This is a genomic window from Pseudomonas sp. 9.2(2024) (genome assembly GCF_039695385.1).
GTDB lineage: Bacteria > Pseudomonadota > Gammaproteobacteria > Pseudomonadales > Pseudomonadaceae > Aquipseudomonas > Aquipseudomonas paraglycinae.
The window spans coordinates 5,656,333-5,671,583 of record NZ_CP155585.1 but is presented as its reverse complement, the minus strand read 5'-3'; the positions used below and the strand labels follow the sequence as shown (position 1 = coordinate 5,671,583).

14 protein-coding genes are annotated in these 15,251 nt (G+C 61.8%); 5 read left to right on the top strand and 9 right to left on the bottom strand.

Features of this window, described 5'->3' with window-relative positions:
• Positions 1 to 69: 69 nt before the first annotated feature.
• Both ABFB52_RS25620 and ABFB52_RS25615 read left to right on the top strand, forming a co-directional pair.
• Positions 70 to 393, top strand: coding sequence for a hypothetical protein (locus ABFB52_RS25620; RefSeq protein WP_129972489.1), 324 nt, complete (start codon positions 70 to 72; stop codon positions 391 to 393).
• A gap of 105 nt (positions 394 to 498) precedes the next feature.
• The gene (locus ABFB52_RS25615; protein WP_129972488.1) at positions 499 to 1,278 is read left to right on the top strand and encodes a YdcF family protein; all 780 of its coding nucleotides are present in this window, start codon (positions 499 to 501) and stop codon (positions 1,276 to 1,278) included.
• Between the two features lie 35 nt (positions 1,279 to 1,313).
• Here the strand turns inward: ABFB52_RS25615 and lnt are convergent, their stop codons facing one another.
• The 5 genes from lnt to miaB form a co-directional block, all read right to left on the bottom strand.
• Positions 1,314 to 2,837 (bottom strand): apolipoprotein N-acyltransferase, encoded by a 1,524-nt coding sequence (gene lnt / locus ABFB52_RS25610; protein ID WP_102716649.1) that lies wholly within the window; start codon positions 2,835 to 2,837, stop codon positions 1,314 to 1,316.
• Between the two features lie 17 nt (positions 2,838 to 2,854).
• On the bottom strand, positions 2,855 to 3,694 hold the full coding sequence (locus tag ABFB52_RS25605; RefSeq protein ID WP_007909641.1) for an HlyC/CorC family transporter: 840 nt from the start codon (positions 3,692 to 3,694) through the stop codon (positions 2,855 to 2,857).
• 5 nt (positions 3,695 to 3,699) lie between these two features.
• A complete protein-coding gene (gene ybeY, locus ABFB52_RS25600; protein ID WP_129972487.1) occupies positions 3,700 to 4,194 on the bottom strand; it encodes an rRNA maturation RNase YbeY in 495 nt (164 codons plus the stop codon).
• Complete coding sequence (locus ABFB52_RS25595; protein WP_085608754.1) at positions 4,187 to 5,191, bottom strand: PhoH family protein; 1,005 nt, start codon at positions 5,189 to 5,191, stop codon at positions 4,187 to 4,189. Before ABFB52_RS25595 ends, ybeY begins: the two co-directional genes overlap by 8 nt.
• A 195-nt stretch (positions 5,192 to 5,386) precedes the next feature.
• Positions 5,387 to 6,715 carry a tRNA (N6-isopentenyl adenosine(37)-C2)-methylthiotransferase MiaB gene (miaB, locus tag ABFB52_RS25590; RefSeq protein ID WP_074691567.1) on the bottom strand — a complete coding sequence of 443 codons (1,329 nt, stop codon included), beginning with the start codon at positions 6,713 to 6,715 and terminating at the stop codon, positions 5,387 to 5,389.
• 132 nt (positions 6,716 to 6,847) lie between these two features.
• Between miaB and ABFB52_RS25585 the strand changes: the two genes are divergently transcribed.
• Positions 6,848 to 7,177 carry a DUF1820 family protein gene (locus ABFB52_RS25585; RefSeq protein ID WP_007958692.1) on the top strand — a complete coding sequence of 110 codons (330 nt, stop codon included), beginning with the start codon at positions 6,848 to 6,850 and terminating at the stop codon, positions 7,175 to 7,177.
• Positions 7,178 to 7,275: 98 nt separating this feature from the next.
• On the opposite strand, the gene ABFB52_RS25580 is transcribed toward ABFB52_RS25585, so the two are convergent.
• From ABFB52_RS25580 to ABFB52_RS25565, 4 genes are all read right to left on the bottom strand, one after another.
• Positions 7,276 to 7,830: a tetratricopeptide repeat protein gene (locus tag ABFB52_RS25580; protein ID WP_003228518.1), complete on the bottom strand. Its 555-nt coding sequence runs from the start codon at positions 7,828 to 7,830 to the stop codon at positions 7,276 to 7,278.
• Between the two features lie 226 nt (positions 7,831 to 8,056).
• Positions 8,057 to 9,340 carry a glutamate-1-semialdehyde 2,1-aminomutase gene (gene hemL / locus ABFB52_RS25575; RefSeq protein ID WP_064599654.1) on the bottom strand — a complete coding sequence of 428 codons (1,284 nt, stop codon included), beginning with the start codon at positions 9,338 to 9,340 and terminating at the stop codon, positions 8,057 to 8,059.
• A 10-nt stretch (positions 9,341 to 9,350) separates the two neighbouring features.
• Positions 9,351 to 9,974 carry a thiamine phosphate synthase gene (gene thiE / locus ABFB52_RS25570; RefSeq protein WP_007958698.1) on the bottom strand — a complete coding sequence of 208 codons (624 nt, stop codon included), beginning with the start codon at positions 9,972 to 9,974 and terminating at the stop codon, positions 9,351 to 9,353.
• Positions 9,975 to 9,998: 24 nt separating this feature from the next.
• On the bottom strand, positions 9,999 to 10,796 hold the full coding sequence (locus ABFB52_RS25565) for a hydroxymethylpyrimidine/phosphomethylpyrimidine kinase (RefSeq protein WP_039771996.1): 798 nt from the start codon (positions 10,794 to 10,796) through the stop codon (positions 9,999 to 10,001).
• 304 nt (positions 10,797 to 11,100) lie between these two features.
• Here ABFB52_RS25565 and ABFB52_RS25560 point away from each other — a divergent pair, with 304 nt between their 5' ends.
• Both ABFB52_RS25560 and ABFB52_RS25555 read left to right on the top strand, forming a co-directional pair.
• A complete protein-coding gene (locus ABFB52_RS25560) occupies positions 11,101 to 13,449 on the top strand; it encodes a hybrid sensor histidine kinase/response regulator (protein WP_102686361.1) in 2,349 nt (782 codons plus the stop codon).
• A 95-nt stretch (positions 13,450 to 13,544) separates the two neighbouring features.
• Positions 13,545 to 15,194 (top strand): acyl-CoA dehydrogenase family protein, encoded by a 1,650-nt coding sequence (locus ABFB52_RS25555; RefSeq protein ID WP_129972486.1) that lies wholly within the window; start codon positions 13,545 to 13,547, stop codon positions 15,192 to 15,194.
• Positions 15,195 to 15,251 lie beyond the last annotated feature (57 nt).

The window sequence follows — 15,251 nt, the reverse complement described above, 5'->3', positions numbered from 1 at the left end:
TGCAGCCGGTTTGTGCAGCGAAGCTAAGCTCTAACTGGGGAGTGAGTCTTATCTTCAATGAGGTGAGGGATGGTGGAGTCACAGCAAAAAAACGTTACCAAACCCGAGTTGTACGAGCGGTTGATCGATCGTCTGGGTATGGCCCTGGACGCGGCAAAAACCGCTGGAAGGCTGCGCGACGAGCGCCCCCTGGAGCTGGAATTGCGTGGCTTGAGTCCCGCCGAGTTCAAACTGGTCAAGGCCTATCTGGATCGCAGTGAGCGTGAAACCCACGGATACCTGTCACAAGCCGTGAAACAACTCGATGCAGCCCATACGGCCAAGGTCATCTGGCTCAAGGACAAGGCGCCCGGCAGAGACCCCGTCAAGGTTCGGACTCTGCAGGCCAAGTAAACGCATGGCAGGTCAAAAAGCGGATCTTTTTCAACGGGATCCGACCCTACTGGTTGTCGCGCTGCATCAACCCACTTAGGCTTCGGGCATCTCTGGAGATGCTCGATGCCTTTTCGTTATTTCATTAAACAACTTCTATTGCCGCCCGGCCTTCTTTTGCTGCTGTTGCTGGCGGCCTGGTGGCTGCGTCGCTCGCGGCCACGGCTGGCGGGGCTGTGTTTTGCCCTGGGGTTTGGCGGTTTCTGGCTGATGAGTCTGCCGGTGGTCGTGCAGTGGGGCGCCAAGGCGTTGGAGCGTGAGCCGCCGCTGGCCCGGGAAGCATGGACAAGTCTGGCGCAGCGCGCGGATGCGATTGTGGTGCTGGGCTCCGGTCGCGAACGCGGCGATGTGGCCTGGGGCGAAGATCAGCCGACTGGTGTCGGGCTTGAACGGCAGCGTTACGCGGCGCGACTGGCCAAGGCGTCGGGGTTGCCGATTCTGACCAGCGGTGGCCTGCATTACGGTACGCCGCCGACCGAAGCCAAATTGATGGCCGATTCGCTACGCGATGATTTCGGTGTGACGGTGCGTTGGCAGGAAGGGGAGAGCCGCACCACGTGGGAAAACGCCGAATTCAGCGCCAAAGTGTTGTTGCCGGAAGGCGTCAAACGCATCGTGCTGGTGACCCAGGCCTGGCACATGCCGCGAGCGGTGTGGAGTTATCAACAGGCTGGATTCGAAGTGGTGCCGGCGCCGGTTGGTTTCCTCGGCACGGACAATGCCCGGCCGTTTGGCGGCTGGCTGCCGGAATTCAAGTCGATCTGGCAGAGCGGGCAGTTGATGAACGAGGCGGTGGGGCAAATCGGTTATTCGCTGTTCTATCGAGGGGATGACAGCGCCGATTGATCACTCCCGCGCAGGACGCGGGAGTGAGCAGGTTTTCAGAGCGTCTTGGACATCCGATTGGTCATCAGCGCCCAGCCGAACAGCACCACGCACAGGATGATCAGCGGCCACGAGCGCCATTGCAGATACGGCGTCAGGTTGTGCATCGGCACCACTTCGCCGTACAGCACGCCCTGTTCGAACTGCGGGATACGCTCGGTGATCTGCCCGAACGGGTTGATCAGCCCAGTCACACCGTTGTTGGTCGCACGAATCATCCAGCGTCCGGCCTCAAGCGCGCGCATCTGCGCCATTTGCAGATGTTGCAATGGGCCGATGGACGTACCGAACCAGGTGTCGTTGCTGATCGTCAGCAGCAGATCGCTGCGTGCCGCCAGGCCTGCGGCGAACTCCGGATACACCACTTCGTAGCAGATGAACGGCGCGATCTGATATCCCTTGGCCTGCAACAAGGCCTGATCGGCAGGGCCGCGGGCGAAGTCGGACATCGGCAGGTCGAAGAATGCGATCAGCCCGCGCAGGATGTCCTGCAACGGTACGTACTCGCCGAACGGCACCAGTTTTTGCTTGAGATAGGTGCCATCGCCTTCGCCAACCACGGTGATGCCGTTGTAGAAGCGTCTCTCGTGGTGAACCATTTCGCGGATCGGTACGCCGGTGATCAGCGCCGATTTACGCTCGGCGGCGAAGTTGCCCATCATGGTCAGGTAGCCCTCGGCGGACTCCTTGAGCACCGGGACGGCGGTTTCCGGCCAGATCAGCAGGTCCACCGGTTTGGAGCGGAAACTCAGGTCGCGGTACAGCGCCAGTTGCGCATTGAGTTCGGCCGGGTCCCATTTCATGCTTTGCGCGACGTTGCCCTGAATCGCGGCAACGGTCAGCGGCGCGCCCGCCGGGCTGGTCCAGGCATGGCCCTTGAGCGCAATGCCCGCCGCCCATGGCCCGATCAGCAATACCAGGCCGGCAGCGATGAAGGCTTTGCGGCGGGTTTGCAACAGGCGCGGTGCGTTGTAGATCAGTGCAGCGGTCAGTGCCAGGACGAACGACACCAGCCACATGCCGCCTACTGGCGCGAGCCCGGCCAGCGGGCCGTCGAGCTGGCTGTAACCGGAATACAGCCACGGGAAACCGGTGAGGAACCAGCCACGGAAAGCTTCCTGACCCACCCACAGCGCCGCGAACGCCAGGGCGTCGGCCACCGGCGCTTCATTACGCCGCAACCAGCGCGCCCAGAGCCACGCAGGCAGAGCGAAGAACCAGGCAATGGCCGCCGTGAAGATCAGCATCAGGAACCCGGCCAGCAGCACCGAAGCGCCGCCGAAGTGGTGGATGCTGTAATAGATCCAGCTGGTGCCGGCGCCGAACAGGCCGAAACCGAAGCACCAGCCACGGCCCAGGGCTTGTCGCGGGCTCAGCTCGCGCAGGCCGGCATAGAACAGGCCGACCGCCAGCAAGGCCAGCGGCCAGAGATCGAACGGTGCCAGAGCGAAGGTGGTGATTGCACCGGCCGCCACGGCCAGCAGGTTACCGGGCCAGCCGGGGCGGGTTGTCCAGCGCATTTCAATCCTTAGATTTTTTACCGGGCGATTGGGGTCAGTCGCAGCAAATGAATCCGACGGCTGTCGGCATTCAGGATGCGGAAACGATAGGCGCCGATTTCAGTGATTTCGTTGCGCTTTGGCAAGTGCCCGAACGCGCTCATCACCAGCCCGCCGACGGTGTCGAACTCGTCGTCGGAGAATTCGCTGTCGAAGAACTCGTTGAAGTTCTCGATCGGCGTCAGGGCCTTGATCAGGAAATCACCGCTGGGCAGCGGCTTGATGTAGCTGTCTTCTTCGACGTCGTGCTCGTCTTCAATGTCGCCGACGATTTGTTCAAGCACGTCTTCGATGGTCACCAGACCGGCCACGCCGCCGTATTCGTCGATCACGATGGCCATGTGGTTGTGGTTGGCGCGGAATTCACGCAGCAACACGTTCAGACGCTTGGACTCCGGCACGAACGTGGCCGGGCGCAGCAGGTCCTTGATGTTGAAGCTGTCGCCGTTCTCCTTGAGGATCAGTGGCAGCAGATCCTTGGCCAGCAGCACGCCCATCACGTCGTCATGGCTTTCGCCGATGACCGGGTAGCGCGAGTGGGCCGAGTCGACCACGGCAGGGAGGAATTCGCGGGGTGTCTGGGTCGCCTTGATGCTGATCATCTGCGAGCGCGGCACCATGATGTCGCGAACCTGCAGGTCAGCCACCTGGATGGCGCCTTCGACGATGGCCAGCGCTTCGCTGTCCAGCAGTTTGTTCTGATGTGCATCGCGCAGCAGCTCAAGCAGCTCCTGGCGGTTCTTCGGCTCGTGGGCAAAAGCCTGGGTCAGTTTGCCCAGCCATGACTTTTGCCCGTTGCTCGATCGATCTTCGCTCATAGCGATTACTCTGAATCCTTTGTTGTAACAGTAGGGGATGTTTCGGTTTCGTCGTCCGCGTACGGATCGGGATAACCCAATTCGGCAAGCAACTCGCGTTCCAGTGCTTCCATTTCCTCGGCTTCCTCGTCATCTGTATGGTCGTAACCCAGCAGATGCAAGCAGCCGTGAATGACCAGATGTGCCCAGTGGGCCTTTAGTTCCTTGCCCTGTTCGGCGGCTTCGCGCTCGACCACCGCCACGCAGATCACCAGATCGCCCAGCAGCGGGATGTCTAGGAACTCGTCGGGCACTTCGGCGGGAAAGGACAGGACGTTGGTCGCGTAATCCTTGTGGCGCCAGGTGTGATTCAGTTCGCGGCCTTCTTCCTCGTCGACCAGACGAATGGTCATTTCCGAGTCAGCGGTGCGCTGGCGCAGGGCCAGTTCGCACCATTGGCGGAACTCGGCTTCGGTCGGCGCAGACGCTTCGGTCGCGATTTGCAGGTCAAGCTCAAGCATCGTGGCGGGTGTCCTTTGGCGCTTCATCAGCAACACGCGTCTCGAAGCGCTCGTAGGCTTCGACGATGCGTTGCACCAACGGGTGGCGCACCACGTCTTTGGGCTGGAAGTGGGTGAAGCTGATACCCGGCACATCCTTCAGGACTTCGATGACGTGATGAAGTCCGGATTTGGTGCCGCGCGGCAGGTCAACCTGGGTGATGTCGCCGGTGATCACGGCCGTGGAGCCGAAACCGATCCGGGTCAGGAACATCTTCATCTGCTCGACGGTGGTGTTCTGACTTTCGTCGAGAATGATGAAGCTGTTGTTCAGCGTGCGACCGCGCATGTAGGCCAGCGGCGCGACTTCGATCACCTGACGCTCGATCAGCTTGGCCACGTATTCGAAACCGAGCATCTCGTAGAGCGCGTCGTAGAGCGGGCGCAGGTACGGGTCGATCTTCTGCGACAGATCGCCGGGCAGGAAGCCGAGTTTCTCACCCGCTTCGACCGCCGGACGCACCAGCAGGATGCGACGGATCTGTTCACGCTCCAGCGCATCGACGGCGCAGGCGACAGCCAGATACGTCTTGCCGGTACCGGCCGGGCCGATGCCGAAGTTGATGTCGTTGCCGAGAATTTCCTTCACGTAGCGCAGCTGATTCAAGCCGCGTGGGCGAATCATGCCTTTCTTGGTGCGCAGGGCGACGGAGGCTTCAGCGGGGGCGTGGTTGTCCAGCTGCTCAACGGCCGATTCCTGAAGGAACAGGTGAACCGTATCCGGCGACAGCTCTGAACCCTTGGTTTCCCGGTACAGGCGGCGAATCAGGTTTTCCGCGGAAGTGGTGTGCTTGGGTTCGCCGATCAGCTCGAACTGATTGCCGCGGTTGCGGATCTCGATGGCCAGGCGCTGTTCGATCAGGCGCAGGTGCTCGTCGAACTGCCCGCAAAGATTGGCGAAGCGGCGAGCCTCAAAGGGCTCGAGGATGAAACGATGTGGTTCGATGGGTGCGTTCAAGGTCGTATTTAGCCGCCCTGGGGCAATTAGGATGAAATCAAGGATAACGCCAGCGGCGTGGGTGCGAAAGCTCTTAAATTGATGCCGTTCCTGTGGGAGCGAGCCTGCTCGCGATGGGCATGAATGCGGTTCATCTGAAAAACCGCGTCATCGTTCATCGCGGGCAGGCTCGCTCCCACAGTTGAACAAAGGGTGTTACTGGATCAGCGAGCCGCGCAGCGAGTGCGGTTGCGCCGCGTCGATGTGGACGTCGGCGAACTGGCCGATCAGGGTCGGATTATCGCAGCGGAAGTTGACGATACGGTTATTCTCGGTGCGCCCTTGCAGCTCGCCCGGGTCTTTCTTCGAATAATCGGTCACCAGAATGCGCTGGACCGAACCGACCATTTGTCGGCTGATCTCGAACCCTTGCTGATTCAAACGGTGCTGCAAGGCGTTCAGGCGTTCTTTCTTCAGTTCTTCCGGGGTGTCGTCGGCCAGATCGGCGGCTGGAGTGCCCGGGCGCTGGCTGTAGACGAACGAGTAGGAAAAATCGAAACCGACATCGGCAATCAGCTTCATGGTCTGTTCGAAATCTTTCTCCGTTTCCCCCGGGAAGCCGACGATGAAATCCGAGCTGATGCAGATGCCCGGCACGGCGGCGCGCAGTTTGCGCAGCTTGGATTTGTATTCCAGCGCCGTGTGGTTGCGCTTCATCGCGGCCAAAATCCGGTCCGAACCCGACTGCACCGGCAAGTGCAGGTGCTTGACCAGTTCCGGCACTTCGGCGTGGGCCTGGATCAGGCTGTCGGAGAATTCCAGCGGGTGCGAAGTGGTGTAGCGGATGCGGTCGATGCCATCGACCGCCGCGACGACGCGGATCAGTTCGGCCAGGTCCGCCAGGCGACCGTCGTGGGTCAGCCCGCGATAGCCGTTGACGTTCTGGCCCAGCAGGGTCACTTCACGCACGCCATGTTCGGCCAGGTGGATGATCTCGGCGATCACGTCGTCGAACGGTCGGCTGACTTCTTCGCCGCGGGTGTAGGGCACCACGCAGAACGTGCAGTACTTGCTGCAGCCTTCCATCACCGACACGTAGGCGCTTGGCCCATCGATGCGCGGCTCGGGCAGATGGTCGAATTTTTCGATTTCCGGGAACGAGACGTCGACTTGCGGCAGCTTGCTGATGCGCGCGGCGTCGATCATTTCCGGCAGGCGGTGCAGGGTCTGCGGGCCGAACACCACGTCGACGTACGGGGCGCGATCACGGATCGCCGCGCCCTCCTGGCTGGCCACGCAACCGCCGACGGCGATCACCATGTCCGGGTTGGCCAGTTTCAGTTCGCGCCAGCGGCCGAGCTGGGAATACACCCGGTCCTGGGCGCGTTCGCGGATCGAGCAGGTGTTGAGCAGGATCACGTCGGCATCTTCGGCGCGCGCCGTGACTTCCAGGGCCTGGTGTTCGCCCAGCAGATCGACCATGCGCGAGCTGTCGTACTCGTTCATCTGGCAACCGTGGGTTTCGATGTAAAGCTTCTTGGCCATGGAATAGGGTCGTCACGTGGTTCAAAGAACCGCGCATTATAGGGAACATGTCCCCAGGTTCCTACCGCTGCGCGTCCGGTGGCTATGCTATAGTTCGCGCCCTCATTTTTACCCCGATGTCGTCCGCCCGCCATGACCAAACGCGAAGCTCCAATCTACAAGGTGATTTTCCTCAACCAGGGCCAGGTGTTCGAAATGTACGCCAAGCAGATCTATCAAAGTGATCTGTGGGGTTTCCTGGAAGTGGAAGAGTTCGTCTTTGGCGAGCGCACGCAAGTGGTCGTCGACCCGAGCGAAGAAAAGCTCAAGGCGCAGTTCGAAGGCGTGGTGCGCAGCTTTGTGCCGATGCACTCGATCGTGCGCATCGATGAAGTCGAGCGACTGGGGACGCCAAAGATCAGTGAAGCCCGTGGCGGTGTTGGCAATGTGATGCCGTTTCCGGTGCCGATGCCCGAGAAGTAAAACCGGGTTTTATGGAGGTGATCGTTCCCATGCTCTGCGTGGGAATGCCGCCTTCGACGTTTCGCGTCGGTGACGAAAAGCGCGGGAACTATCGTTAGTCAGGGCAGGGGCGAGAACGGCGTACGCCCGTCGGCGCTCTGCAGTTCCATCAGGTATTTACGGAAAATTTGCCCGAGCACCTGGGTCGCGGTTTCCAGGTCTTCGCGGGACATCTTTTCAGACACTTCGTCGGCGGTGTCGAGCGCGTCTTCGGCGCCGTTGACCGCGGCCATCTTCAGCACGATATAAGCCTGAATGTTGTTGGCCTGCACGCCTTCACCGTGGAAGAACATGGTGCCGAGCTTGAATTGCGCCTGGGCGTGGCCTTGCAGCGAGGCCTTTTCGAAATAGCTCAGGGCTTGATTGAGGTCGCGCGGCGCATTCTTGCCGTCGTAGTAGAACTCACCCAACTCGTATTGCGCTTGCGCATCCCCCTCATCCGCTGCCTTTTGGCAGGCGGCGAGTGCCTGCGTGACATCTTGCGGCTGAGTATTGAGGGTGCAGCGACCCATCGCCGGGATCAACAACGAGTTGCCGCCTGCTTGTGCATGTGCGAGCAGCGGCTGAAGGAGCAACAGGCAGCCCAAGGCAAGGGTGCGGCCGGTGCGGTTCATGGGAATCGACTTACCTCTGAAGGGCGCGCGGACCCGTCGAGGGATCCAATAAGCGCGCATTATGAAATAAGCAGGGCCATCCTTACAAAGTCTTTACTCGATTTTCTGCTGCGCGGGAAATATATCGCCCACTTTATGGGGGATTTTTGGCAGGCGTGTCGGAAAAGACGTGCGGATGTAGGAGAACGCTGACGCTGGCAATGGCCAACGTCAGCGGCGGGGCGTTTTACTTCAATTTGGCGAAGGCGCGCTCAGCGGCGTCGAGGGTCAGTTTCAGCTCGGCTTCGCCATGGGCGATCGAGGTGAATCCGGCTTCGAAGGCGCTCGGTGCCAGGTACACGCCACCTTCCAGCATCAGGTGGAAGAAGCGGCCGAACAGCGCCGCATCGCTGGCCATCACGTCTTCAAAAGTAACAATGTCGTCGGCACCGCTGAAGTACAGACCGAACATGCCGCCCGCCTGGGTGGTCACGAACGGAATGCCGGCGGCATCGGCGCGCTGTTGCAGGCCGTCGAGCAGACGGGTGGTGTAGTCGGTCAGCTCGGCGTGGAAACCCGGACGGCTGATCAGGCGCAGGGTGGTCAGGCCGGCGGCCATCGCCAGTGGGTTACCCGACAAGGTGCCTGCCTGATAGACCGGGCCCAGCGGCGCGATGCGCTCCATGATCGAGCGCTTGCCGCCGAAGCAGCCGACCGGCATGCCGCCGCCGATGATCTTGCCGAAGGTGGTCAGGTCCGGGGTTACGCCGTAGTAAGCCTGGGCACCGCCGAGGGCGACGCGGAAACCGGTCATCACTTCGTCGAAAATCAGCACCACGCCGTGCTTGTCGCACAGGCTGCGCAGGCCTTCGAGGAAACCCGGCGCCGGCGGCACGCAGTTCATGTTGCCGGCCACTGGCTCGACAATGATGCACGCGACGTCCTGGCCGACTTCGGCGAGCATTTTTTCAACCGCGTCGATGTCGTTGAACGGCAGGGTCAGGGTGTGTTTGGCGAATGCCGCCGGTACGCCGGCCGAGCTTGGTACGCCCTGGGTCAGTGCGCCGGAACCGGCCTTGACCAGCAGACTGTCGGAGTGGCCGTGGTAGCAGCCTTCGAACTTGATGATGCTGTCACGGCCGGTGAAGCCACGGGCCAGACGGATCGCGCTCATGGTCGCTTCGGTGCCGGAGCTGACCATGCGCACCATCTCCATCGACGGCACCAGCGAGCAGACCAGATCGGCCATCTCGGTTTCCATCGCGGTCGGCGCGCCGTAGGACAGGCCGTGTTGCAACTGGTTGCGCACGGCGTCCAGTACGTCCGGGTGGCTGTGGCCGAGGATCATCGGCCCCCAGGAGCCCACGTAATCCACATAACGCTTGTCGTCTTCGTCAGTGACGTAGGCGCCTTCGGCGTGCTTGAAGAACAGCGGCGTGCCGCCAACGCTCTTGAACGCGCGCACCGGCGAGTTCACGCCACCGGGAATGTGTTTCTGGGCGTTGGCAAACAGGGTTTCGGAACGAGACATGATCGGGCTCTCAGACTTTTAGTAATTCATTGAAGGCGCGGGCGCGGCGGGTCACTTCGGCGGTGCTGTCGGCGCCGAACAGGCCATGGACCACGGCCAGCAGATCGACACCGTGGGCCACCAGTGGCGCGGCGTTGTCGAGGGTGATGCCGCCGATCGCGCAGATCGGCAGGTGCAGGGTACGTTTGGCCTCGTCGAGCAGATCGAGGCTGCAACTCGGTGCACCGGGTTTGGTACTGGAATTGAAGAAGCGACCGAAGGCGACGTAACTCGCGCCTTCTTTGGCGGCCTGTTCGGCCAGTTCAAGCTGTGCGTGGCAGGTCGAGCCGATGATCGCCTTGGAGCCGAGCAGGGCGCGGGTCGGCGACAGCGGGCCGTCGGTCTGGCCCAGGTGCACGCCGACGTTCAGGCGCGCGGCCAGTTCGGCGTCATCGTTGATGATCAGTTGCGTCTTGTAGCGTTCGCATAGATCGCGCAGGGCTTCGGCCTCACGCAGACGGCGGGCCTCGTCGCTGCTCTTGTCACGGTATTGCAGCAGGGTGACGCCGCCTTCCAGCGCCGCCTCCACGTAGGACAGAAACTTGCCGGCCAGCAACTGGCTGTCGGTGATGGCATACAGGCCACGTAGTTTCATCGCGCAGACCTCAGGCTCGAAACATCAGGAACAGAAATCCAGCGGCAGGCGACGCGGCACGAACTGGCCTTTGCCCAGCTGTTCGGCATCGCGCAGGGTGCGCCAGGTGTAATCCAGCGCAGTACGCACCGCGCTCGCAAGGTTTTCGCCCAGTGCCAGGCGACCGGCGAGGGTGCTGGCCAGGGTGCAGCCCGAACCGTGATAGCTGCCCGGCAGGCGCTGGCACTTGAAGGTTTCGCGCAGCCCATCACGGCTGTACAGGCGGTTGTGGATTTCAGTTTCGTCGCCGTGACCGCCGGTGATCAGCAGGTTCTTGATGAACGGCAGAAGTTTTTCAGCGCACTCGTCTGCGGTGCCTTCTGGCAGTTCGGCGAGGATCCGGGCTTCGGGAAGGTTGGGGGTGGCGATGATCGACAGCGGCAGCAGGCGTTCGCGCATGGCGTAGCCGACTTCGTCCTTGCCCAGGCGTCCGCCGCCGCCGGCACGCAGCACCGGATCGCAGACCACTGGCAAGTGCGGGTGCGCCTGAAGCAGTTCGACGACGGTGTCGACCATTTCCAGAGAACCGAGCATGCCCAGTTTCACTGCCGCGACTTCGGAGTCGTTGAGCACGGCATTGGCCTGGGCCAGTACCCACTCACGGTCGAGGACGCGAAAGTCAGTGACGTTGACCGTGTCTTGCACGGTCAGGGCGGTGACGGCCGGAGCCGCATGGCAACCCTGAGCGAGCAGGGCTTCGATATCTGCCTGCAGGCCGGCGCCACCACTGGGGTCGTGGCCGGAGAGACAGAGGACAACGGGGCGTGAGCTGTAGATATTCATGGTGCGCGAGCTTACCACCAAACCTGTTTTGCGGGTGTTGTGGCGCAGCGCGCGGCCGATAACCCGGGTAGCGAGATCCACAGCGCTTGTCACAATCTGACCGAGCCAACAGCTCTAGCCCGGTGTTTTGCTCTGGAACGCCCGTTCTAGAGCCTTCCTTGGAAAAATTTCCATGGTGCTCAATGGCCATCAACGGCTATGCTAGAGTGGATCCAAACCAATAACAGGTAATACCGGTTTTACGTCATCTCAAAGGGAATGGGGGGCTTCCTGACACAACCGGCCAAGCCACGCTGGGGCTTCAATGCGCTATTTGTTGATGTTGCTGTTCTGCTTGCCCCTGCTGGCAAGCGCCGTCGAGTTCGACGAGTTCACCCAGAGCCTCCCGCTGGGTCGATCCCTGCAAGTGTTCGAAGACCCGAGCGGTCTGGCGAGCATTGCTGACGTCCGCGCGCAAGCCGCCGCTGGAAACTTCAAACCCCATGACAAAGCCACGCTCAATGCCGGTTATTCGCGCTCGGCGTTCTGGCTGAAGATCGACCTGCATTACCGCCCGACCAATCCGTCGGCGCAGCGCAGCTGGTTGCTGGAGCTGGCGTATCCGCCGCTCGATCATCTCGACCTGTATCTGCCCGATGCCGCCGGCGACTACCGTCTGGTGCGGCAGACCGGCGACGCTTTGCCGTTCGCCAGTCGCGAGATCCGCCAGAACAATTACCTGTTCGACCTGGCGTTCAAGCCGGATCAGCAACGAACCGTTTATCTGCGGTTGTCCAGCGAAGGCTCGATCCAGGCGCCGGTGACGTTGTGGTCGAGCACCGCGTACCTCGAAGACCAACCGGTGCGCCTCTACGTGCTGGGGATCATTTATGGCGTGCTGCTGGGGATGCTGGTCTACAACCTGTTCATCTACCTCAGCGTGCGCGACACCAGTTACCTCTATTACATCTTCTATATCGCCTCGTTCGGCCTTTATCAGCTGTCGGTCAATGGCGCGGCGGTCGAGTATTTCTGGCCGGACAACCCGTGGTGGGCCAACGCCGCCACGCCGTTCTTCATCGGTTGCGCGGGGCTCTTCGGCAGCCAGTTCGCCCGCAGTTTCCTGCAGACGAAGAACCACAGCCGTTGGCTCGATCGTCTGTTGATCGCCCTGATTGTTTTTGGCGCCGTGGTGATCGGTCTGTCGTTGATGACCAGTTATGGCCTGGCCCTGCGTCTGGCGACGACCCTGGCACTGACCTTCACCGTGGTGATCTTCGCCGCCGGGATCCTCGCTTGGTGGCGCGGCCTGCGGGTGGCGCGCTATTTCATCATTGCCTGGTCGGCGTTCCTGATCGGCGGCATCGTCAACACCATGATGGTGCTGGGCCTGCTGCCGAATGTGTTCCTGACCATGTACGCCAGCCAGATCGGCTCGGCCATCGAAGTGGCGCTGCTGTCGCTGGCCCTGGCCGACCGCATCAACGCGATGCGCGAACAACAGGCGCAGACCCTGTTCGACGCCGGCCAGAAACTTGAAGTGCTGAACCAGCAACTGGCCCACAGCAACAAGCTCAAGGACGAATTCCTCGCGACCCTGACCCACGAACTGCGCACGCCCATGAACGGGGTGATCGGTTCGCTCGAGTTGATGCAGACCGTCGAACTCGATCCGGAACTGGAGCAATACCAGCAGACTGCCGCCGGTTCGGCGCGGGACATGATGCGCATGGTCAACGGCATCCTGACCCTGACCGAATTGCAGGCCGGCAAGCTCAAGGCGACGCCGGGCAGTTTCAGCCTGCGCGGGGTGGTCGAGGCGTTGCGGATTCAGTTCGATGGCAACGCTTCGAGCAAGTCGCTGGACTTCAAGGTCGACGTGCTGCCGACCCTGCCGGATCGCCTGCATGGCGACAGCGCCAAACTCGCGCAATGCCTGGAGTGCCTGCTGGACAATGCGATCAAGTTCACCCGCGTCGGCGGTCTGGCATTGCGGGTGACGGGCAAACCGTCGACGGACAATCGGCTGGCGCTGTCCTTTGCGGTGATCGACACCGGCATCGGTTTTACCGATCTGGGCGAGGCGACGATGTATCAGCGCTTCTTCCAGCTCGACGGTTCGATGACCCGCGAATACGGCGGGCTGGGCGTCGGTCTGGCGATCTGCCGTCAATTGGTGGAGTTGCTCGGTGGCAAGCTCACACACCGCTCCGAACCGGGGAGTGGCAGCCGCTTTCAACTGGATGTCGAGTTTGAGTTGCCGGAAGTGGAAACCGTGCCCGCGTTCAGCCGCGACACCGTGCGTGCGCCGCAGGATTGCACCGTGCTGCTGGTGGACGACAACAGCGTCAACCAACTGGTGATGCGCGGCATGTTGCTCAAGCTCGGTTTCCGCGTGCGCACCGCCGACCACGGCGCGGCGGCGCTCGACTGTTTGCAGCGCGAGCGCTTCGATGCCGTGCTGATCGACTGCCAGTTGCCGCCGCTCGATGGGGCATCGCTGTGTTGCCAGATTCGTGACCTGCCGGGATGCGCCCATCTGCCGGTGTTCATGATCGCGCTGGGGGCGGATCGCGAGCATTGCGCGTCGGGTGGCTCGATCGATTATCTGAGCAAACCGGTGAAATTCGAGGATCTGCAGGTTGCGATGCAGCGGCGGGTGTTGAGTTGCTGATAGGGTGAAAGCGCCGGTATTTAGGCCGATATGACACTTTGATCGGTTCGGGGGCGGTGCTTAACTGAAGCTCTGGCCGATCAAGGAGCCCCGTCATGAACCTGCATCAGTTCGCCGAAACTCACGAAGTCACCAACCAGCCACCGTCGCTGGACGGCACCAATCTATACCGCATCGACCTGCCGTTGCAGGAGTGGTCGCGGCGGTTCGGTGCCGGCTGGGCCGAGTCGCGGATCGACGCCTACGGCGCGCTGGCCGGCGGGCCGCTGATGGAGGCCGGGTTCCTCGCCAACCAGAACAAACCGGTGTTCGCCAGTCATGACCGCTATGGACATCGCATCGACCTGGTGGAGTTTCATCCGGCGTATCACGAGCTGATGCGCATCGCCATTGAACATGGCTTGACGTCGTTGCCCTGGGCTCATCCACAGGACGGCGCCCATGTCGCCCGCGCTTCCATGTCCTATCTGCACAGTCAGGCCGAAGCCGGCAGTGGTTGCCCGCTGACCATGACCTTCGCCAGTGTCCCCGCGATGCGTTTGCAGCCGAATCTGGCTGAGCAATGGCTGCCGAAAATCCTCGCCACCGAATACGACCCGCGCAATGTCGGCATGGCCCACAAGGCGGGCGTCACCATTGGCATGGCGATGACCGAGAAACAGGGCGGCACCGACGTGCGTGCCAACACCACCAAAGCTTATCCGGTCGGCGCCAGCGGCCCGGGCCAGGCCTATGAACTGGTGGGGCACAAGTGGTTCTGTTCGGCGCCGATGTGCGATGCGTTCCTGACGCTGGCGCAAACCGACAAGGGCTTGAGCTGCTTCCTGCTGCCGCGCCATCGCCCGGACGACACGCGCAATCAGTTCTACATCCAGCGCCTGAAAAACAAGCTCGGCAACCAGTCCAACGCTTCCAGCGAAGTGGAATTCCGAGGCGCGCTGGCGTGGATGGTCGGCGATGAAGGGCGCGGCGTGCCGACCATCATCGAGATGGTGGCCATGACCCGTTTCGATTGCATGGTCGGCTCCAGCTCGCTGATGCGTCAGGCGCTGACCCAGGCCAGCCATCACTGCGCCCATCGCAAGGTCGGTGGCAAACTGCTCAGTGAACAACCGCTGATGCAGAACGTGCTGGCCGATCTGGCGCTGGAAAGCGAAGCCGCGCTGGCGCTGAGCCTGCGCATGGGCAAGGCGCTGGATCATCTCGATGAACGCCATGAAGCGCAGTTCGCCCGGTTGGTAACAGCGGTGGGCAAGTACTGGATCTGCAAACGCGCGCCGGGGATGATCAACGAAGCCGCCGAGTGCATGGGCGGTGCTGGCTATGTCGAGGAGAGCATCCTGCCGCGGCTTTACCGCGAAGCGCCGGTGAACTCGACGTGGGAAGGCTCCGGCAACGTGCAATGCCTCGACGTGCTGCGGGCGTTGTCGAAAGAGCCGGGCGTGCTTGATGTGTTGTTCAGCGAGTTGGGTGATGGCCATGGTGACAAGCGACTGGCTGCGCACATCCAGCAATTGCAGGCGTCGTTCAAGGACACCGGTGACATTCAGTACCGCGCTCGGCAACTGACTGAAGACATTGCTCTGGGACTGCAAGCGAAGTTGCTGCTGGAGGCCGGGAATTCGGCGGTCAGCGATGCGTTCATCGCCAGTCGTCTGAACGGAGGCGGGCGGGCCTACGGCGCGTTGCCGCGTGGACTGGATGTCGAAGCCATCGTCGCCCGCTCTACGCCGCAAGGTTTCTGAAGGGGGAGCGCGACAAAGCCACAACGCCACTGTTTCCGTGACGCCACGATGCAGGCA